The organism is Nioella aestuarii (genome assembly GCF_050896395.1).
In the GTDB taxonomy this organism is placed as follows: domain Bacteria; phylum Pseudomonadota; class Alphaproteobacteria; order Rhodobacterales; family Rhodobacteraceae; genus Nioella; species Nioella aestuarii.
In genome coordinates this window covers 19,609-38,065 of sequence record NZ_JBPBBA010000004.1, presented here as the reverse complement: position 1 = coordinate 38,065, position 18,457 = coordinate 19,609, and the positions used below count along the sequence as shown (strand labels likewise).

Here is an 18,457-nt window from a genome sequence, read left to right as displayed (position 1 = left end):
AACAGGCCCGGCGGAGAAATGCCGGGCCAGTCGCAAATCGCAAATCGCAAGTCTAATTCAGTCCTGCGGGATAACGCGCAGGCCCAGTTCCATCAGCTGTTCCGCCATCGGCTCAGAGGGCGCGTTCATCATCAGATCTTCGGCACGCTGATTCATCGGGAAGAGCATGACCTCGCGGATATTGGCCTCATCAGCCAGAAGCATCACGATCCGGTCGATGCCTGCCGCACAGCCACCATGGGGCGGGGCGCCATACTGAAACGCGTTGACCATGCCGCCGAAGCGCTTGCGCACCTCGTCTTCGCCGTAGCCTGCAAGTTCAAACGCTTTGAACATGATTTCCGGCTTGTGGTTCCGAATGGCGCCGGACACCAGTTCATAGCCATTGCAGGCAAGGTCATACTGGTAGCCGAGCACGTCGAGCGGGTTGCCCTGAAGCGCCTCCATCCCGCCTTGCGGCATGGAAAACGGGTTGTGGCTGAAATCGACCTTGCCGGTTTCCTCGTCGGCCTCGTACATCGGGAAATCGACGATCCAGGCGAAGGCGAAACGGTTCTGTTCCGTGAGACCCAGTTCGTTGCCGATCACGGTGCGGGCGCGGCCAGCCACGGCCTCGAACGCTTCGGGTTTGCCACCGAGGAAGAAGGCAGCGTCGCCCTTGCCCAGTTTCAGCTGCTGGCGAATGGCCTCGGTCCGTTCAGGCCCGATATTCTTGGCCAGCGGCCCGGCCGCTTCCATGCCGTTTTCGCCGTCGCGCCAGAAGATGTAGCCCATCCCCGGCAGGCCCTGTTCCTGCGCGAACTTGTTCATGCGGTCGCAGAATTTGCGGCTGCCGCCAGAAGGCGCGGGAATGGCGCGGATCTGGGTGCCGTCCTGTTCCAGGATCTTGGCGAAGATGGCAAAGCCGGAGCCTGCGAAATGCTCGGACACGTCCTGCATCTTGATCGGGTTGCGCAGGTCGGGCTTGTCGGTGCCATACCAAAGCGCTGCGTCCTTGTAGCTGATCTGCGGCCAGTGCTTGTCTACCTTGTGGCCACCGCCGAATTCTTCGAACACGCCCTCGATCACCGGTTGGATCGTGTCAAATACGTCCTGTTGGGTGACGAACGACATCTCCATGTCGAGCTGGTAGAAATCGGTGGGGGACCGGTCGGCGCGCGGGTCTTCGTCACGGAAGCAGGGCGCGATCTGGAAATACTTGTCAAAGCCCGAGACCATGAGCAGCTGCTTGAACTGCTGCGGGGCCTGCGGCAGGGCGTAGAACTTGCCCGGATGCAGGCGCGACGGCACGAGGAAGTCACGCGCACCCTCGGGCGAAGAGGCGGTGATAATCGGCGTCTGGAACTCGTTGAAGCCCTTGTCCCACATACGGCTCCGGATCGAGCGCACCACGTCCGAGCGCAGCTTCATGTTCTTCTGCATCTTCTCGCGGCGCAGGTCGAGGAAACGATAGCGCAGGCGGGTTTCTTCCGGGTATTCCTGATCGCCGAACACCATCAGCGGCAGTTCCTCGGACGCGCCCAGAACCTCCAGCTCTCGCACGAACACCTCAACCTCGCCCGTCGGGATCTTGGGGTTGATCAGTTCCGGGTCGCGAGCCTTCACTTCACCGTCGATGCGAATACACCATTCGGAGCGCACCTTTTCCACGTCCTTGAACGCGGCGCTGTCGGGATCGGCCAAAACCTGAGTCACGCCGAAATGATCGCGCAGGTCGATGAACAGGATGCCGCCGTGGTCGCGTACCCGGTGGACCCAGCCCGACAGACGCACGGTCTGGCCTACGTTTTCCTTGGTCAGTTCGGCGCAGGTATGGCTGCGGAAAGCATGCATCGCGGATGTCCCTTCGGGGGTGGAATTTCGACTGTGCCGATACACCTTCTGCGCGCCGGGAAGTCAAGGCCGACCCGGCGGTGCTTTGCCGGGCTTGGGGCGGTTTCGCAGCGAAATCTTCCCTTTTTCGCGGGATTTGGCAGAATACCCCTCGGATTGTGACACGCGCGACCTGATGAAACGGGGGTTTTTAGGGCGATGTGGGACAAGCTGTTGGACTCAATGCTGCGCGGCTTCATCAAGACTGGCGCACTGGAAATCACGCATCCTGATGGCAGGGTCCACAGATATGAGGGTGGACCGGGGCCGAGCGTAGGCCTGCACTTTCGCGACGAAGGCATTGCGCGGGGAATTGTTACCGCGCCTGATATGACCCTTGGTGAAGGCTTCATGAATGGCCTTATTACCATCGAAGATGACGATCTGGACGGGCTGCATGCGCTGCTGGCAATGAATGTGGTGCTCTCGGGCGATCTGTGGTGGCGCAACGCGATTCAGGCCACCCGGCTGGCCCGGCGCAGGCTGGACCAGTGGAATCCGGCCAGCAAGGCGCGGGCCAATGTCGCCCATCACTATGATCTGTCGGCAGCGCTCTATGACCTCTTCCTTGACGCCGACCGGCAATATTCCTGCGCCTATTTCACAAGGCCCGGCATGACACTGGAGGAAGCACAGGCCGCCAAGAAAGCGCATATCGCCAAGAAGCTGTGCCTTGAACCAGGGATGCGGGTATTCGAGATCGGATCAGGCTGGGGCGGGATGGCCCTGACACTGGCACAGGATTATGGCGTCGAGGTTCTGGGAGTGACCCTGTCCACCGAACAGCTTGACTGGTCGCGCGCAAGGATCGAGGCGGCAGGCTTGTCGGACAAGGTGCGGTTTGAGCTGAAGGACTATCGGGCCGTCACTGGCCAGTTTGACCGGATCGTATCCGTCGGCATGTTCGAACATGTGGGTGTGCCGCACTATCGAGAGTATTTCGACACCGTGCGCGACCGGCTAAGCTCCGAAGGCGTGGCGCTGATCCACACGATCGGGCGCGCAAGCCCGCCGGGCAGCACCAGCCCTTGGATCACTAAGTATATTTTCCCCGGTGGCTATGTTCCTGCAATGTCGGAAATGTCGGCAGCGGTGGAAAAATCGGGGCTTTACCCCACGGATGTGGAGGTCTGGCGCCTGCATTACGCGGACACCCTGCGCCACTGGTATGACCGGTTCATGGCCAGCGCGGAGGAGGCAGAGCGGCTATATGATGCCCGTTTCGTGCGGATGTGGCGCTATTATCTCAAGGCAAGCGAAATGTCCTTCCGACACGCAAGGCAATGCGTCTTTCAGATGCAACTTGCCCGCCAGCAGGACGCAGTGCCGCTGACACGGGATTACATCACCATCTGAGCAGGGATCTCACCTCGCAGGGAATTGCCGACGCTGATGGCCTTGGCATTGCGCAGCATATCTAGGGTGATCGGAGCTTCCTCTACCTCGCCACGAGACAGCAACTCCTCGCGAAGAATACCCGGCAGCACCCCGGATGACAGGGGGGGCGTTACCCGGCGGCCGTCTTGACGCATCGCAAATACGTTGGTGATCGTCCCCTCACAAAGCTCATCCCGCTCATTCAGGAACAGGTATTCGTCCACGCCATTGGGCAGGGCCGTCCGTGCGCGGTCATATAGCGCCCGGTTGGTCGTCTTGTGAGCGAGCCAAACGTCACCCGACCGCACCCGTTCCGGATGGATCGCCACGCGCCATGCCCGGTCTGGCCCCGGCGGCAAGGGAACGGCAGCAAGCTCCATGTCCCCGCCCGCCCCGAGCGTCAGGCGACAGCGCAGGGCGTCCTGCCCGTTCAGCCCCGCGACCCGCTCTCGCGCCGCGTCCTCATGGAAGGGAAAGCCAAGCGTCCCGGCGCTCCTTCCCATCCGGTCCAAATGCAGGTCAAACCGCCTTGCGCCTTCCCCCGGCCACCAGCCGAAGGTTTCGATCAGGCGGGTTCCGGCTGGAACCGGCTCAGGAAACGGGCTTTCCACAGCGCCTCCTCATATTCCGATTGGGCCGTCGAATCCCAGACCACGCCACCGCCGACGTTCAGCACCGCGTGGCCCGTCTTGTCACGAATGAGCGTGCGGATCGCGACACTGAATTCCGACCGCCCGTCGGGCGCGGCCCATCCGATTGCACCGCAATAGATGTCGCGCGGCCATGGTTCGAGATCGCGGATCACCTCCATGGCGCGAATCTTGGGCGCTCCGGTGACCGATCCGCAGGGATGCAGGGCGCGCAGGATTTCGTCCAAACCCATGCCGTCCCGCAACTGCCCTTCAATGAGCGAGACCATCTGGTGAACCGTCGCGTAGCTTTCCACGGTGAAAAGCTCTGGCACCTTCACGCTTCCCGCTACGCAGACACGGGAAATGTCATTTCGCAGCAGATCCACGATCATCAGGTTTTCCGCGAGGTTCTTTTCGTCACTTTTCAGGAAATCGCGCCGTGCGGCATCCTCGACCGGGTCCGCAGATCGCGGCTGCGTACCTTTCATCGGACGGGTCTGGATACGACCCGCGCGGTCAGTGCGGAAGAACAGTTCGGGCGAGCGGCTGAGGATATCGGGGCCGTCCATCTGCTCGATCAATGCGCCATGGCCGACAGGCTGCCCGGCGCTTAATCCTTCATAAAGCGATGCTGCGCTATACCCCGCCAAATCCAGATCAATCGGGAAGGTCAGGTTCGCCTGATACAAATCCCCTGCCCCGATCAGCCCGTGCAGCCGGTCAAACGCCTGTGCGTAGCGTGTCGCGCTCCAGCGGGGGGCGAGGTTCTTGGGGCGAACAACGGTGCGCGAGCCGGGCTGCGCGGGCTCGGGTCGGTCATAGACGCCAAAGCACAGGAGCGGCATTTTCCGCGCCTCGGGCATCAACGGGGCGAGCTTGGGGTCCAAGGCATATCCGAGCTCGTAACTTGCATAGCCCGCCAGCCACCCGCCTGAAGCCCTTGCCTCGTGCATCTGGGCCAGCGCATCGGGCACATCCCCCGGATCCCGCGCGACGATCAACCCGCGCGGGGATTCGAACTTTTCGCGCCCTGAACCGGGCCCGTGATCGAAGGTAATGCGCATGAAAGATGTCGACTCGTATTCTGATTTCGCTCGTTCACCCCAGATAGGGCCATTCGCCCTAGGTTGACACCCCTGGACGCGACAGAATGAGATTCATTCCAGACCCCCCTTGCGCGTGGGCGCTCCATCCCTATAACGCAGGACAATTTGCGCGGGGGGGCATCCCCCGACGCCCACGCCTGCTGCCCGGGGACACGCCATGCCGAAGAGAACCGATATCCAGTCCATCATGATCATCGGAGCGGGGCCAATCGTAATCGGTCAGGCCTGCGAGTTCGACTATTCCGGGGCCCAAGCCTGCAAGGCCCTACGCGAGGAAGGCTATCGCGTCATCCTCGTCAACTCGAACCCGGCCACGATCATGACCGATCCGGGCCTTGCCGATGCGACCTATATCGAACCGATCACGCCCGAGGTTGTTGCCAAGATCATCGAAAAGGAACGCCCTGACGCGCTGCTGCCCACCATGGGCGGCCAGACCGGGCTGAACACTTCGCTGGCGCTAGAAGAGATGGGCGTGCTGGAAAAATTCGGTGTCGAGATGATCGGCGCCAAGCGCCACGCCATCGAAATGGCCGAAGACCGCAAGCTGTTTCGCGAGGCGATGGACCGGATCGGGCTGGAAAACCCCAAGGCCACCATCATCACAGCCCCCAAGAAACCCAATGGCCATGCCGATCTGGATGCAGGTGTTCAGATGGCGTTGGAAGAACTGGAAGAAATCGGCCTGCCAGCGATCATCCGCCCCGCCTTTACCCTGGGCGGCACCGGCGGCGGCGTGGCCTATAACCGAGAGGATTACATCCATTTCTGCCGCTCGGGCATGGATGCAAGCCCGGTGAACCAGATCCTTGTGGATGAAAGCCTTCTGGGCTGGAAGGAATACGAGATGGAGGTGGTGCGTGACACCGCCGACAACGCCATCATCGTCTGTTCCATCGAAAACGTTGACCCGATGGGGGTGCATACCGGCGACTCCATCACTGTTGCGCCCGCGCTGACGCTGACCGACAAGGAATATCAGATCATGCGCAACGGCTCGATCGCTGTGCTGCGTGAAATTGGCGTGGAAACTGGCGGCTCAAACGTGCAATGGGCCGTAAACCCCGCCGACGGGCGCATGGTGGTGATCGAGATGAACCCACGCGTGTCGCGGTCATCCGCCCTGGCCTCCAAGGCGACAGGCTTCCCGATTGCCAAGATCGCTGCCAAGCTGGCCGTTGGCTATACGCTCGATGAGTTGGACAATGACATCACCAAGGTGACGCCCGCCAGCTTCGAGCCGACCATCGACTATGTCGTCACCAAGATCCCGCGCTTCGCCTTCGAAAAGTTCCCCGGATCGAAGCCCTACCTGACCACGGCGATGAAATCCGTGGGCGAAGCCATGTCCATTGGCCGTACCTTCCACGAGTCGGTCCAGAAGGCGCTGGCCTCGATGGAAACCGGCCTGACCGGATTTGACGAAATCAGCATTCCCGGCGCGCCGGACAAGGCGGCCGTGTCCAAGGCGCTCTCCGAACAGACCCCGGACCGGCTGCGGGTCATTGCCCAGGCCATGCGACACGGCTTTAGCAATGACGAGATCCAGGCCATCACCGCTTTCGATCCGTGGTTCCTGGCCCGCATCCGCGAAATCATCGACGCCGAAGAGGTGATCCGCCGCAAAGGCCTGCCAGTAACCGAAGAGGGCCTGCGCAAGGTCAAGATGATGGGCTTCACCGATGCCCGCCTTGCCAAGCTGACAGGCCGGGACGAAGACAATGTGCGGCGCGCCCGTATTAACCTTGGTGTGACCGCGCAATTCAAGCGGATTGACACCTGCGCGGCAGAGTTCGAAGCGCAGACACCTTATATGTATTCAACATATGAACACACTGTGATGGGCGCCGCTGAATGTGAAGCACGTCCCTCAAGTGCCAGAAAAGTCGTCATTTTGGGTGGTGGACCCAACCGGATCGGCCAGGGCATCGAATTTGACTATTGCTGCTGTCACGCGTGTTTTGCGCTGACCGAGGCGGGCTATGAAACGATCATGGTCAACTGCAACCCTGAAACCGTTTCGACCGACTACGACACCTCCGATCGCCTCTACTTTGAGCCGCTGACATTCGAACATGTGATGGAAATTCTGCGGGTCGAGCAGGAAAACGGCACGCTTCACGGCGTCATCGTTCAGTTCGGCGGCCAAACGCCGCTAAAGCTTGCCAATGCGCTGGAAGAAGCAGGCATTCCGATCCTTGGAACGACACCCGATGCCATCGACTTGGCCGAAGATCGCGAACGTTTTCAGGATCTTGTGAACCGTCTTGGATTGAAACAACCCAAGAACGGCATTGCCTCCACGGATGCGCAGGCGCTGGCGATTGCCGAGGATATCGGCTTCCCGCTGGTGATCCGGCCCTCCTATGTGCTTGGCGGTCGCGCGATGGAAATCGTGCGCGACATGGATCAGCTTCGCCGCTACATCGCCGAAGCGGTCGTCGTGTCCGGAGACAGCCCGGTGTTGCTCGACAGCTACCTGATCGGTGCCACGGAACTTGACGTGGACGCGCTTTGCGATGGCAAGAGCGTGCATATCGCAGGGATCATGCAGCATATCGAAGAGGCCGGCGTGCATTCCGGTGACAGCGCCTGTTCGTTGCCACCGTATTCACTGTCGGCCGAAATCATCGAGGTGATCAAGGAACAGGCCAACGCATTGGCGCTGGCGTTGAACGTGGTGGGCCTGATGAACGTTCAGTTCGCTGTAAAAGACGGTGAGGTTTACCTGATCGAGGTCAACCCGCGCGCGTCGCGCACTGTGCCCTTCGTTGCCAAGGCCACCGACAGCGCGATTGCTTCGATCGCCGCGCGGCTGATGGCGGGCGAACCCTTGTCGACCTTCCCGATGCGTGCGGCCTACCCGGCGAACGCCAAGCCCGGCACCCTGCCCGAGGCCGACCCGATGACACTGGCCGATCCGAACATGCCATGGTTCTCGGTCAAAGAAGCGGTATTGCCCTTCGCCCGGTTCCCTGGTGTCGATACCATTCTAGGCCCCGAAATGCGGTCAACCGGCGAGGTCATGGGGTGGGATGTGTCCTTCCCCCGCGCCTTCCTGAAAGCCCAATTGGGTGCCGGGACGATCCTGCCCACGGAAGGCCGCGTGTTCCTGTCGATCAAGGATGCCGACAAGGGCGCCTTGATGCTGGAGGCCGTGCAGATCCTGACTGAGCTTGGCTTTACCCTGGTCGCCACCCGGGGAAGCGCCGCCTGGCTGGATGGCCATGGCATCGCGTGCGAGACGGTCAACAAGGTTTATGAAGGCCGTCCGAATATCGTCGATCAGCTCAAGGATGGCGGGATTCACCTTGTCATGAATACAACCGAGGGTGCGCAGGCCGTTGAGGATAGCCGCGAAATCCGGTCCGTCGCACTTTATGACAAGATCCCCTACTTCACCACCGCAGCCGGTGCCCATGCGGCCGCGTTGGCCATGCGCGCCGCGCGCGAGGGGGATATGAACGTCCAGAGCCTTCAGGCCACGCCCGCAGCCTAAGACCCGGCCTGTTCCGATTGTGTCAGGGCCCGCCCAACTAGGGGGTGGGCCCTGCTTTTTCAGGCCCATGTCAATTGGGCCTGAGCGGAGCCAAAAGATCCTCCGAATACAGCGTGTGTTGTGCCCGCCCCCTGTTCTTGGAGGCATAGAGGGCCACATCCGCGTCATTGAACATCCTGTCAGGTGTCGGCCGGTCGTAGCGAGAGGCCAGAACCGACCCGGCACTGGCGGAGATACGGCAGGCCTGCCCGTCGAAGATGGTCGGTTCTTCCAAGCGGGAAATCAACCGCGCCCCAATCGCGTCCAGCAGATCGGGGTCGTCGCAATCGCGGAACAAGAGAACGAACTCATCCCCGCCGACCCTTGCCACGATATCACCACCCCTGATTTCCGAGCGTAAAATGTTCGCCACATGGGTAAGCACGTGATCCCCCGCCGCATGGCCAAGGCTGTCATTCACCTCTTTGAAAAAATCGAGATCGAGATGCATCAGGCCAAAACGCGGCACCGGCGCTTCGGTCAATGCCAGAAGTGCTGCATCCATTGCGCGCCGGTTGCACAGCCCGGTCAACGTATCGGTCATGGCTTGCGCTTCTGCCGCTTGTTTCGCGCGCTGCAACCGACCAGTCAGATTGCGTGATTCACGGGCGATGGCGGCGTTGGCCTCTCTCAGGTAGAGCAGGTCAACGGTTTGATCACATGGCGAAAAATCCTTCAAGGTCAATCCGCAATCGGCCACCGCCTTGGAGAAGGACAGCCCAAGCGACAACTGAATCAAACCGCCCACACCCGCAGGCAAGCCCACAACCACGCCCCTAAAAGGCAAGTCCGGCCGGGTTCGAAGGCTAAGTGTCAGACGCGCGCCTTGCAGTGACAGCAGCGCCTCCAGCGTGCGGGCTGCACGTGGGCGTTGCAGGTCAATCACATCGAACAGGGGCCGCCCCCGAAGATCCTCACCCGCGATCCGTGTCAGTGTCGGGCCGACCCGATTGATCAGACCTGACGGCCCGATCCATAGATGCATTGGCATCAACTGGTCCAACGCCCGGCCGGAAAGCCCAATCACTCGATCCTGGATCATGCCAGTCGCCCCCCGAGGGAAAAGCTGCGGCCCGATGCAAATGACTGATCCACAAGGTCGATCACAACCCGCTCATCGCCACTTTCACCCTCTTCCGCTTCGAAGAACGCCAGCGCGCCATAGTCATCCGCCATCGCACGCAACGCGCCAAGGAAGACAGAGCCCGCTCCCGGCAGGCACCACCTGACCGACAGAACAAAGCGGATATTGCTGTCATGCTGGATCGTAAGCTCGGGCATGTCGAGATCCGGCAGTGCCAGCCGCGCGCGGCCGGACAGATCGTCGAGCGATTGCAGAAAATCAAAGAATGTATCCCCGCCAAAGCGCATCAGACGCCGCAGCCCTTCCTGGTTGGGATGTGAGAGCAGATAGGTTCCCAGATCTTCCAGCAATGTGCACCGGTCCTTGTGCAGCACGGCAGAGGCCGCGAGGATCACATCACTGGTGATCCTGTCCTCATAGTGCAACATCGACTCGAACCCGCCCTCGGGCAGCCCGGCCTGGCTTAGCACCTCACCCCAGATTTCATCGCCATAGGTGTCAGTCAAAAACCCCTGCAAGGCTCGATTAACAAGGCCATGCATTCCTTGACTCCCTTCTTCTTTCCCAAGGGGATAGAGGGCAGAGGTTAAGGATCGGTTACATGTGATGCCATCATCGCTGCCGCGGAATTAGCGGGGGAGCTTTGGGCCCATAGAGCGCAGAGCCCCTCCGAAAAGCTCATCCAGAAGCCTGTTTGCGGCCCGTCAGGGCCGCGCGGATCGACGTGGCGAAGCCACGGCGAAATACCGGGTTCAGAAATCGGTCGGTGCACCACCTTCGGAAATTCGCCGGTCCACGAAGGCCCGCAATTCTTCCTTCACGGCTTCATCCATTGCTGGCGCTTCGAACTCCGCGATGATGTTCTTGTAGATCTTATTGGCTCGCTCTGCCGTCCACACGCCACCATCCGCTTCCCAAGCCTCAAAGTTCCGCCAATCGCTTGCAAAGGGCGAATAAAAGGCCGTCTGATACCGGTCCTGCGTGTGCTGCACACCAAAATAATGCCCGCCCGGCCCGACTTCTCGGATCGCGTCAATGGCAATATCCTCCTCCTCGGTGGCCCAAAGCTGCGGCTCGAAGTAGCGCTGGATCATTTGCAGCACTTCGCAATCCATCACGAATTTCTCGGGGCTTGCGATCAGTCCCCCCTCCAGCCAGCCAGCCGCGTGATAGACCATGTTGGTCCCCGACTGCACAGCCGACCACAGTGAATGGCAGGTCTCCCACATCGCCTGCCCGTCGGGCACGTTGGCCGCACAAACGCCGCTGGCGCGCATCGGCAACCCATAGAACCGCGCCATCTGGCCGGTCATCTGGGTGGCGCGCATATATTCGGGTGTGCCAAAGGCGGGCGCGCCGGATTTCATATCAACATTCGAGGTAAAGGTGCCAATCGCCACCGGGCACCCTGGTGCAATGAACTGTAGCAGCGCGATTGCGGCGAGCCCCTCAGCCAGGCTCAGTGTCACCGCGCCCGACAGGGTCACCGGGGCCATGGCGCCCGCCAGTGTGAAGGGCGTCACCACCACGCCCTGCCCCGCCTCGGCCAAAATCATCGCGCCTTCCAGCATCGGGAAGTCGTGTTTCAGCGGCGAGACCGAGTTGATATTGGTGTACATCCGCGGCGTGGCGCGGAACTCTTCGTCGCTCAGCCCCCCGGCGATGCGCACCATTTCCATGACATCCTCAACCCGCTCCTTCCCGAGCGAGTAGGCATGAGCCACTTTGTCGGTCAGCGTCAACTTTTCGTAGAGGCATTCCAGATGCCGGACCGACGCATGAATGTCGATTGGTTCCGGCGCATAGCCGCCGGCGAAATGGATGCAGTTGAAATACTGGGTAAGTTTCAGAAACTCTTTGTAGGTTTCAAAATCGCCCGACCGTTTTCCCCGATCCATATCCCAGGCATTGGGTGGAGACGATACATTGCCGAACACAATATGCTTTCCGCCGATGATCAGTTTCCGATCAGGGTTACGTGGCGTGATGCTGAAATGATCCGGCGCACGGCCAACCATTTCCATCACGAAGTCTTCATCCATTTTGACGTTTTCGCCCACGACCTTGCACCCGGCCCGCGCAAGGTGGTCCCGTGCGACGGGATTCAGGAACTCGATCCCGATCTCAGAGAGGATCCGCATCGCGCCCTTGTGAATCGCCCGCACACCTTCTGGGGGCATAGGCTCCGTCGGCCGATCAGTGTTGACCGGCAAACGCCAGGGCATCTGGTCGACGGCGGCATGTCCGGCACGGTCTGCGTGGCCTCGGCGTCCACCTGCACGGCGGCGGCGGGGGGCGGCGTCTTCGGTCATCTGGGGTTCTCCAATCCTGTTGGCCCCAGATTGACGCAGCGCCCTGCCGGGCAGTTTTCAGATAGCGACGGATTCCGATTCCGTTTGCGTCGTTTACGAAAGATGACCCGTCGGCTTCAAACGATTGTCCGGCCCCAACAGATCAGGAAGCGCAGCAATACTCGGCAAGACGAAATCCGCATTTGGAGAAAGCGCATCTGCGCCCGCAACGCCGGTCAGCACCGCAAGCGTCCGCATCCCCGCCGCGCGGCCTGCATGCAGGTCGTGCAGGCTGTCGCCCACCATCAGCACCTCGCCTGGCGGCACCTCGAACGCGGCCGCAAAGGCCAGGCACATTCCCGGTCCGGGCTTGGCTCCGTGGCCGCTGTCGGCGCCGGTCACGAAATCGAACCGGTCCAACACTTTGACCGCCTCGAGATGCGCGCGGGCCGTAGATTCGGTGTCATTGGTCGCAACCCCCACCCTCAGACCCCGCGCTTTAAGCCCGTCAAGGAACGGCGCAAGCGGCACCACCTCGCTCATCGGGGCCTCGGCCGCGGCCAGGCCGATCCGCAGCTTTATCTCATCCCGCGATACACCCGGCATTTCGGGGATCAATATAGAGATGATATCGTCATCGGTTCCAGCAATCACACAGCTGTCTTCGCGGAAGCGAGCAGCCTGCCAATCGAAGCCCAGGAGATTCCCCAGATGGGCTGCACGCAGGTCATTCCCGTCGGCAACATCACGCAAGAACGCCTTTGCCCAGGCCGACCAGCTGAGCTGAAAATCGAACAAAGTGCCATCCTTGTCGAATAGAATTGCTGAAATCATTGATATCCTCCTGAACTAATGAAATACTGCACAGTGGTAACGATTTGTCACCATGAAGTGTCTCGGATCACCCGGGCACGTTTTTTTATTGTCTGAGGCTTTCATGGACGGACAACGACTCAAATACGGATTACACGACAGCATCGGTTTTCACGCCACTTTCGCCGCCCGATTGGTTGAACGGCGCGTTGAAGACGCATTGCGCAAGTTCGGCCTTACACGGGTTGGCTTTTGCATACTCCTTGCGGTGGCCGAGGAAGGGTTGAAGAACCCCTCTGACATCGCTGCCTTCGTCGGCATTGACCGTACCGCAACATCCCGCGCCCTGCGCGCGCTGGAAGCGGAGGGGCTGATTTCTCGTGCTATTGGTCAGGAAGATCGCCGCATGACGGAGGTCAGCATGACCGATGCAGGTTATGATCGCATGATCCAGGCAGTTCCTGTCTGTTCTGAAAACATGGATCATTTCAACGCCAAGCTGACGATCAGCGAACGGGCTGAGCTGAAGCGGCTTCTGACCAAGCTAAGCAGTGGAGAGGGAACTGGCGAGTAATCGCCGGTTTCTCAGGTCCAGTTCGGAAGATCCCCGCCAGGAAGATTCTGGCGCACCTGAAAGAGTGTGTCGTAGGGCAGCCCCAGATGATCACTGACCGAGATCACCCAGGCATCGTCCATCATTAGAAAATCAACGACAGACGCCAAAAACGCCGGGTCTTGCGCACCTGCGCGCAGGTCATCGGCGGATGCGCCGCTGGCCCCTTGAAAGACCGGTAGCAGGTCGTCGTTCCCCACCAGCCAGCCAAGCGCCAAAAGCGCAACTTCTTCCGCACGGCCTGCATTCATTTGCCCGCGAATCCCTCTTGTTAAAGGCTTTGTTAACCTTTCCGGAGCATGGATGAAGAAAGCCCGGAGATAAACAGTGGCGGAGCATATGATGACAGGGCGCATTCTGGTTGTGGACGATGTTGCCACCAATCGCATCGTAATGAAGGTTAAGCTTTCGGCTGCCTGCTACTCGGTGTTGCAGGCCGATTGCGGTCAGGCAGCGCTGCGGCTGGCGAAGTCAGAGCAGCCGGATCTGATCCTGCTCGATGTGATGATGCCCGACATGAGCGGGGTCAGCGTGTGTGAACAGCTCAAGTCAGATCCTGACACTGCTGATATTCCGATTATTCTCGTCACTGCCCTCGCTGATCGCGACAGCAAGATGGCGGGGCTTTTGCGTGGTGCGGATGATTTTCTGTCAAAGCCGGTGGATGAGGTCACGCTGCTGGCGCGGGTTCGGTCATTGCTGCGGGCTCATGAAACACAGCGAGAGCTGCGCCTGCGCGAAGAGTCCTATGCCGGGCTTGGCTTCGCCGAATCAAGCACCGCTTACGCGACGCCCGGCAAGGTGGCGCTGGTCGCCCCCGACGCCCAGACCGGGATGGCATGGAAACGCGCCCTGGAACCGCGCCTGTCTGAAGACCTGGTGGTGATGCCCCGTGAACAGGTGCTCCAGGCCCGCGACACCGGCAATGCCCCCGATGTGTTCGTCATCGCCGCCGACCTGACAATGCGAAACGAAGGGCTGCGCCTGCTGTCTGACCTGCGGTCCAGGCCAGCAACCCGCCATGCGGCGGCGCTGACCATCCTGCCCCGCAATGACAGTGAACGCGGTGCCGTGGCGCTTGATCTCGGGGCTGGTGATATCCTCTACGACCCGATTGATGCCGAGGAACTGGCCGTCCGCATCCAGACTCAACTGCGCTGCAAAAGACAGTCCGACAAACTGCGGGCCGCCGTCGAGGCGGGGCTGGAACTTGCCGTGACAGACAGCCTGACCGGGCTGCATAACAGGCGCTACGCGCTCAAGCGGCTGGACCAAATGCTAAAGGATCCGCAACGCGGGGTTGCCGTGATGATGCTCGATCTCGATCATTTCAAAGCGGTCAACGACCGGTACGGCCATGCCGCGGGCGATGCCGTGCTGTCAGCTGTCGCCAAACGCCTGCGCGCAGTTCTGCGCCCCCAAGATTTGCTGGCGCGCCTCGGGGGGGAGGAGTTCCTCGTCGCCCTCCAGGACACGGATTCCGGCACCGCCCTGCATTGCGCCGAACGGCTGCGAGAGATCGTTGGAAGCAGCCCAATCGCCGTCGATGGCTTGGCCACGCCGATCCCGTTGACCATGAGCGTCGGACTGACCATCAGCGACACGCCCGGTGATCTCGCGGAAACCCTGATCCAGAACGCGGACATGGCGCTTTACGGCTCGAAATCCGAAGGCCGGAACCTCGTCACGCTTTCGGCTTCGGCCGCTTAGCGCGGACCCTCCTGACAGCAACCACAAAGCAACGTTCCTGATACGAACCCAACCCGTCCACCTATCCGTGGCAACGCGGCGCGACGAGGCCCCCCGCATCAGCGGGGGGTTGAGAAGCGTCGCTCCCCGGTCGGCGCCGAAGGCGGCGAAACGGCCCTATCGGCGATCGGAATCGTGGCGCCGGATAGATCGGCGCAGGCGCTCTGCGAATTCTGCACGGGCTGCGGGCGACATCTGCTCCAACTGCTCTATCAGGGCCCCATGGCCCCGTTGCTGCAATCCGCGAACATGATCTCGCTGCATCGCCAACGCCGCGGCACTTGCCTCCGGGTCGAACGGATCGCGCTCGACGCTGGTCACGAAGTCCAGTGTCGCCGCGAGCAGCGCCTCCCGTTCGGCACGAACGTCTTCCCGATTCTGCCCCACTCGCGCAATGATCTGGTTGCGATCTTCGCGATCCAGGGCACGGCCAATCGGCCCGAGCCCGAGCGTGCGCACCATGTCAAACCGGTCCCGGATCGGACCATCCGGGCGCCCGTTCAGCATCGCGCCGCCAATTGCGCCCAAAATCAACAGGTTAATCGCAAGGCTAAGGCCAAGAGCGATCTTGATCCCCCGGCGCGTGCGCGGCTTGGTTTGGGTGGGTTCCGTCATCGCTTATTCCCCTTCGCCGGGCAGCAGATAGGTCAGCCCGGGCAACAAATCATCCTGCGACACCAAGCCCAGTTCGGACAATTGCCCGCCCAGAATGTTGTCAACTGTGTCTGGCGCATAGACCCCGATCAGCAGCCCCGCCGAAGTCGCAGCAACCAGACCACCGGCCCCGACCCAACCGCCGATACTGGACAGAAGGCCCGCAATCCAACCACCACCCGCAGGGGCGGCGGGGGTCGCAAGTTCCGCCTGCACCGTTTCGGCATCTGCCAGCACGCGGGCCACCAGATCGTCACCCGGCACCTCCGCCCCTCGGGCCTGTGCAAAAAGATCGTCCAGCTCATGTGTCATAACCAAGGGCCTCCTTTTGTCCGGCCAGCGCCTGCGCCAGCGCGCGTTTGCCGCGCGCGGTCAGGCTTTCGACTGCCTCGACGCTGATCTCAAGCACCTCTGCAATGTCGGGGTTCGCAAGCCCCTCGATATGGCGCAGCACCACCGCCTGGCGCTGCCGTTCCGGCAGCCGGGCCAGCGCTGCGTCGAGCGCCGCCATCCGGCCTGCCTGAACCAATTGTTCCTCGGCACCAGGCCGATCATCCTCTGGCTCGGCGCTTTCGTCCAGCCCGACGGCGCGCCCCGATCGGCGCAACCGGTCCACGGCAAGGTTTGCCGTCACCTTGTACAGCCAGGTTGAGGGCTTCGCCCCCCCGGCCTGCCAGTCCGCCGCTGCCCGCCACAGCCGCAGCATCGCGTCCTGCGCCACATCCTCGGCCTCGGCCCTGTCTCCCAGGACACGGGCGGCGTGGTTCAGCACGCGGGGCAGCAGGCGGGCGGTCAGAATACGGGCCGCTGCCGGTTCACCATTGGCAAACAGCACCATCAGGGCATCGTCCTGAAGTTGGTCCAGATCGGCATCCAACGGCTCCATTCTCCTGTCGTAGCCCGCCTGCGCATCGGGGAAAAGAGCGACCGGGGGGATGGGCCGCTCTTTCCCATGTCACGATTGGTTGGTCGATCAGCCGTTGTCGGGCTGGCCCCAACGCCAGCCATGACCCTCGCCGCCGCCATGGCGCCCCTGGCCGCCCATGCCGCCGCGGCGTTGCATCATGTTGGCAGTCGCGGTTTCGAACTCCTCGGCCGTCACCACGCCGTCACCATCGGCATCCATACGGCCAAAGACCCGCTCCGGGCTGGGACCACGGGGACGCATGTCATCAAGCTCATTGGCGCTCAGCAACCCGTCCTCGTTGTCGTCAAACCGTTCCATCCGGCGGTCGATGGACTCTTCCACCCGGCCCATGGCCGCGGCGATCATCTCGTCCCGGCTCAGGTTTCCGTCGCCATCGGTATCAGCCTCTGCAAAACGGGCCTCGCGATGCGCCAGCATCTCCTCCAGCGTCAGCTGGCCATTGCCGTCCGCATCAAGCTCGGTGAAGGCGGGGCGCTCATTCTCGCCACCGCGCCCGCCGGGGCCCATGGCCGCCGCAGGAAGGGCAAGCGCAAGGCCAACGGGGATCAGAACGCTCAGCATCAGGGCTTTCTTGGTCGACATCTGCAATCTCCTTTTTCATGCCTGTCTGACCTTTCAACGGCGCAGGTCACAGTTTCCGTCGCAAAAATATTCGCAGCCAGTATGCCGCGCCCTTGCGGGGTTCCGATTGTTGCGCCCGAGGATTAGATATGGAGACAACCCAAAGAAACGCGCATGAGGAGGCCGCCATGGCCACGGAAACGATTTCAGCCCAGGTCGAGGAACGCCCCTTCTGGCCCGCGGTCCGCAAGGGCTGGCGCAAGCGCTGTCCGCAATGCGGTGAAGGCCATGTGCTGCAGGGCTATCTCAAACTCAAGGACAGCTGCGAGCATTGCGGTTTGGACCTGACCAAGACTCGCGCTGATGACGGGCCAGCCTATCTGACGATCCTGATTGTCGGCCACCTCATGGTGGCGGGTATGCTGCATGTGTTCATGGCATACCGTCCAAGCCCGCTAGAGATGCTGACCATCTTCGGCATCGGCACCGTGGCGCTGTCGCTCTTCCTGCTGCCGCGTTTCAAGGGAATCTTCGTGGGCATTCAATGGGCGAAAAGGATGCACGGGCTGTGAGCGAAACCCCGATCCGCGATGCCGCCACCATTATCATGGTGCGCGATACCGGGACGCGGCCCCGCGTCCTGATGGGCCAGCGCGGCCAGAGCGCGGTGTTCATGCCGTCGAAATTCGTCTTTCCCGGTGGCGCGGTGGATGCGGTTGACGCCGACATTCCGGTGGCCAACCCGGCAGGCGCGGATTGCTTGCGTCGGCTCGCCAATCAAAGCACGGCCAAGCCCGAAGCATTGCTGAATGCCGCCACGCGTGAGCTGTGGGAAGAAACCGGCCTGCTTCTGGGTGCGAAGGACCCGCGTGCAGGGCAAATCGAGGCCCCTAAGGGCTGGCGCGGCTACCTGCGCACAGGCCATCTGCCGGACGGTGATGCGCTGAGCTTTGTGTTCCGTGCGATTACCCCTCCCGGCCGCCCGCGCCGCTTTGATGCGCGGTTTTTTTTGGCGGAGGCCGAAAAGCTAGCCAATGACCCCGATGATTTCGGCAATGCCGAGGATGAGCTGAGCCACCTGCAATGGGTGCCTCTTGATGAAGTGCGCAAGTTCGACATGCCCTTCATCACCGAGGTTGTTCTGGCCGAAACCAGTGCCATTCTGAACGGCACCGACCAGCCGGGCGTGCCGTTTTTCAACAATTTCGACGAGATCAGCCGCTTCGAACGGTTGTGAGG

Annotated in this window: 18 protein-coding genes; 6 read left to right on the top strand and 12 right to left on the bottom strand. The window is 61.4% G+C overall.

Annotated elements, in window-relative coordinates:
• Positions 1-57 precede the first annotated feature (57 nt).
• Positions 58-1,833, bottom strand: a complete 1,776-nt coding sequence (gene aspS / locus ACROHD_RS04035) for an aspartate--tRNA ligase (RefSeq protein ID WP_432676063.1) — start codon at positions 1,831-1,833, stop codon at positions 58-60.
• Between the two features lie 198 nt (positions 1,834-2,031).
• Between aspS and ACROHD_RS04030 the strand changes: the two genes are divergently transcribed.
• Positions 2,032-3,228: a class I SAM-dependent methyltransferase gene (locus ACROHD_RS04030; protein WP_432676062.1), complete on the top strand. Its 1,197-nt coding sequence runs from the start codon at positions 2,032-2,034 to the stop codon at positions 3,226-3,228.
• On the opposite strand, the gene ACROHD_RS04025 is transcribed toward ACROHD_RS04030, so the two are convergent.
• Together ACROHD_RS04025 and ACROHD_RS04020 are read right to left on the bottom strand one after the other, a co-directional pair.
• Entirely contained in the window at positions 3,213-3,860 is a 648-nt protein-coding gene (locus ACROHD_RS04025) for an aminotransferase class IV family protein (protein ID WP_432676061.1), read from the bottom strand. The genes ACROHD_RS04030 and ACROHD_RS04025 overlap by 16 nt on opposite strands.
• The gene (locus tag ACROHD_RS04020) at positions 3,815-4,945 is read right to left on the bottom strand and encodes an aminodeoxychorismate synthase component I (RefSeq protein WP_432676060.1); all 1,131 of its coding nucleotides are present in this window, start codon (positions 4,943-4,945) and stop codon (positions 3,815-3,817) included. Before ACROHD_RS04020 ends, ACROHD_RS04025 begins: the two co-directional genes overlap by 46 nt.
• A 199-nt stretch (positions 4,946-5,144) precedes the next feature.
• Between ACROHD_RS04020 and carB the strand changes: the two genes are divergently transcribed.
• On the top strand, positions 5,145-8,486 hold the full coding sequence (carB, locus tag ACROHD_RS04015; RefSeq protein ID WP_432676058.1) for a carbamoyl-phosphate synthase large subunit: 3,342 nt from the start codon (positions 5,145-5,147) through the stop codon (positions 8,484-8,486).
• 70 nt (positions 8,487-8,556) lie between these two features.
• Here carB and ACROHD_RS04010 read toward each other — a convergent pair whose 3' ends face one another.
• From ACROHD_RS04010 to ACROHD_RS03995, 4 genes are all read right to left on the bottom strand, one after another.
• A complete protein-coding gene (locus ACROHD_RS04010; protein WP_432676057.1) occupies positions 8,557-9,567 on the bottom strand; it encodes a diguanylate cyclase domain-containing protein in 1,011 nt (336 codons plus the stop codon).
• Positions 9,564-10,151 (bottom strand): heme NO-binding domain-containing protein, encoded by a 588-nt coding sequence (locus ACROHD_RS04005; protein WP_432676056.1) that lies wholly within the window; start codon positions 10,149-10,151, stop codon positions 9,564-9,566. The genes ACROHD_RS04010 and ACROHD_RS04005 overlap by 4 nt, the downstream gene beginning before the upstream one ends.
• A 210-nt stretch (positions 10,152-10,361) precedes the next feature.
• The gene (locus ACROHD_RS04000; protein WP_432676055.1) at positions 10,362-11,921 is read right to left on the bottom strand and encodes a trimethylamine methyltransferase family protein; all 1,560 of its coding nucleotides are present in this window, start codon (positions 11,919-11,921) and stop codon (positions 10,362-10,364) included.
• A gap of 93 nt (positions 11,922-12,014) precedes the next feature.
• Positions 12,015-12,734, bottom strand: coding sequence for an HAD family hydrolase (locus ACROHD_RS03995; RefSeq protein ID WP_432676054.1), 720 nt, complete (start codon positions 12,732-12,734; stop codon positions 12,015-12,017).
• 103 nt (positions 12,735-12,837) lie between these two features.
• On the opposite strand from ACROHD_RS03995, the gene ACROHD_RS03990 reads away from it, so the two are divergent.
• Entirely contained in the window at positions 12,838-13,287 is a 450-nt protein-coding gene (locus tag ACROHD_RS03990) for a MarR family winged helix-turn-helix transcriptional regulator (RefSeq protein WP_432676053.1), read from the top strand.
• Positions 13,288-13,298: 11 nt separating this feature from the next.
• Here the strand turns inward: ACROHD_RS03990 and ACROHD_RS03985 are convergent, their stop codons facing one another.
• Complete coding sequence (locus ACROHD_RS03985) at positions 13,299-13,577, bottom strand: DUF3572 domain-containing protein (RefSeq protein ID WP_432676052.1); 279 nt, start codon at positions 13,575-13,577, stop codon at positions 13,299-13,301.
• Between the two features lie 91 nt (positions 13,578-13,668).
• Between ACROHD_RS03985 and ACROHD_RS03980 the strand changes: the two genes are divergently transcribed.
• Positions 13,669-15,036: a diguanylate cyclase domain-containing protein gene (locus ACROHD_RS03980; RefSeq protein WP_432676051.1), complete on the top strand. Its 1,368-nt coding sequence runs from the start codon at positions 13,669-13,671 to the stop codon at positions 15,034-15,036.
• Between the two features lie 156 nt (positions 15,037-15,192).
• Here the strand turns inward: ACROHD_RS03980 and ACROHD_RS03975 are convergent, their stop codons facing one another.
• The 4 genes from ACROHD_RS03975 to ACROHD_RS03960 form a co-directional block, all read right to left on the bottom strand.
• Positions 15,193-15,690 (bottom strand): periplasmic heavy metal sensor, encoded by a 498-nt coding sequence (locus tag ACROHD_RS03975; RefSeq protein ID WP_432676050.1) that lies wholly within the window; start codon positions 15,688-15,690, stop codon positions 15,193-15,195.
• A 3-nt stretch (positions 15,691-15,693) separates the two neighbouring features.
• Positions 15,694-16,041 carry a hypothetical protein gene (locus tag ACROHD_RS03970; protein WP_432676048.1) on the bottom strand — a complete coding sequence of 116 codons (348 nt, stop codon included), beginning with the start codon at positions 16,039-16,041 and terminating at the stop codon, positions 15,694-15,696.
• Positions 16,031-16,615: an RNA polymerase sigma factor gene (locus ACROHD_RS03965; RefSeq protein ID WP_432676047.1), complete on the bottom strand. Its 585-nt coding sequence runs from the start codon at positions 16,613-16,615 to the stop codon at positions 16,031-16,033. The genes ACROHD_RS03970 and ACROHD_RS03965 overlap by 11 nt, the downstream gene beginning before the upstream one ends.
• Before the next feature lie 87 nt (positions 16,616-16,702).
• Entirely contained in the window at positions 16,703-17,239 is a 537-nt protein-coding gene (locus ACROHD_RS03960; protein ID WP_432676045.1) for an EF-hand domain-containing protein, read from the bottom strand.
• Between the two features lie 167 nt (positions 17,240-17,406).
• Here ACROHD_RS03960 and ACROHD_RS03955 point away from each other — a divergent pair, with 167 nt between their 5' ends.
• Complete coding sequence (locus ACROHD_RS03955; protein WP_432676044.1) at positions 17,407-17,790, top strand: DUF983 domain-containing protein; 384 nt, start codon at positions 17,407-17,409, stop codon at positions 17,788-17,790.
• Positions 17,763-18,455 (top strand): NUDIX hydrolase, encoded by a 693-nt coding sequence (locus ACROHD_RS03950; protein ID WP_432676043.1) that lies wholly within the window; start codon positions 17,763-17,765, stop codon positions 18,453-18,455. Before ACROHD_RS03955 ends, ACROHD_RS03950 begins: the two co-directional genes overlap by 28 nt.
• Positions 18,456-18,457 lie beyond the last annotated feature (2 nt).

What these genes read in the sequence shown, in the direction of transcription:
- ACROHD_RS03995 (WP_432676054.1), bottom strand. Translation starts at nt 12,734, where the DNA reads ATGATTTCAGCAATTCTATTCGACAAGGATGGCACTTTGTTCGATTTT.
- ACROHD_RS04000 (WP_432676055.1), bottom strand. Translation starts at nt 11,921, where the DNA reads ATGACCGAAGACGCCGCCCCCCGCCGCCGCCGTGCAGGTGGACGCCGA.
- ACROHD_RS04010 (WP_432676057.1), bottom strand. Translation starts at nt 9,567, where the DNA reads ATGATCCAGGATCGAGTGATTGGGCTTTCCGGCCGGGCGTTGGACCAG.
- ACROHD_RS03950 (WP_432676043.1), top strand. Translation starts at nt 17,763, where the DNA reads ATGGGCGAAAAGGATGCACGGGCTGTGAGCGAAACCCCGATCCGCGAT.
- ACROHD_RS04005 (WP_432676056.1), bottom strand. Translation starts at nt 10,151, where the DNA reads ATGCATGGCCTTGTTAATCGAGCCTTGCAGGGGTTTTTGACTGACACC.
- ACROHD_RS04030 (WP_432676062.1), top strand. Translation starts at nt 2,032, where the DNA reads ATGTGGGACAAGCTGTTGGACTCAATGCTGCGCGGCTTCATCAAGACT.
- ACROHD_RS03985 (WP_432676052.1), bottom strand. Translation starts at nt 13,577, where the DNA reads ATGAATGCAGGCCGTGCGGAAGAAGTTGCGCTTTTGGCGCTTGGCTGG.
- aspS (WP_432676063.1), bottom strand. Translation starts at nt 1,833, where the DNA reads ATGCATGCTTTCCGCAGCCATACCTGCGCCGAACTGACCAAGGAAAAC.
- ACROHD_RS03980 (WP_432676051.1), top strand. Translation starts at nt 13,669, where the DNA reads ATGACAGGGCGCATTCTGGTTGTGGACGATGTTGCCACCAATCGCATC.
- ACROHD_RS03975 (WP_432676050.1), bottom strand. Translation starts at nt 15,690, where the DNA reads ATGACGGAACCCACCCAAACCAAGCCGCGCACGCGCCGGGGGATCAAG.
- ACROHD_RS03960 (WP_432676045.1), bottom strand. Translation starts at nt 17,239, where the DNA reads ATGTCGACCAAGAAAGCCCTGATGCTGAGCGTTCTGATCCCCGTTGGC.
- ACROHD_RS03990 (WP_432676053.1), top strand. Translation starts at nt 12,838, where the DNA reads ATGGACGGACAACGACTCAAATACGGATTACACGACAGCATCGGTTTT.
- carB (WP_432676058.1), top strand. Translation starts at nt 5,145, where the DNA reads ATGCCGAAGAGAACCGATATCCAGTCCATCATGATCATCGGAGCGGGG.
- ACROHD_RS03970 (WP_432676048.1), bottom strand. Translation starts at nt 16,041, where the DNA reads ATGACACATGAGCTGGACGATCTTTTTGCACAGGCCCGAGGGGCGGAG.
- ACROHD_RS03965 (WP_432676047.1), bottom strand. Translation starts at nt 16,615, where the DNA reads ATGGAGCCGTTGGATGCCGATCTGGACCAACTTCAGGACGATGCCCTG.
- ACROHD_RS04020 (WP_432676060.1), bottom strand. Translation starts at nt 4,945, where the DNA reads ATGCGCATTACCTTCGATCACGGGCCCGGTTCAGGGCGCGAAAAGTTC.
- ACROHD_RS03955 (WP_432676044.1), top strand. Translation starts at nt 17,407, where the DNA reads ATGGCCACGGAAACGATTTCAGCCCAGGTCGAGGAACGCCCCTTCTGG.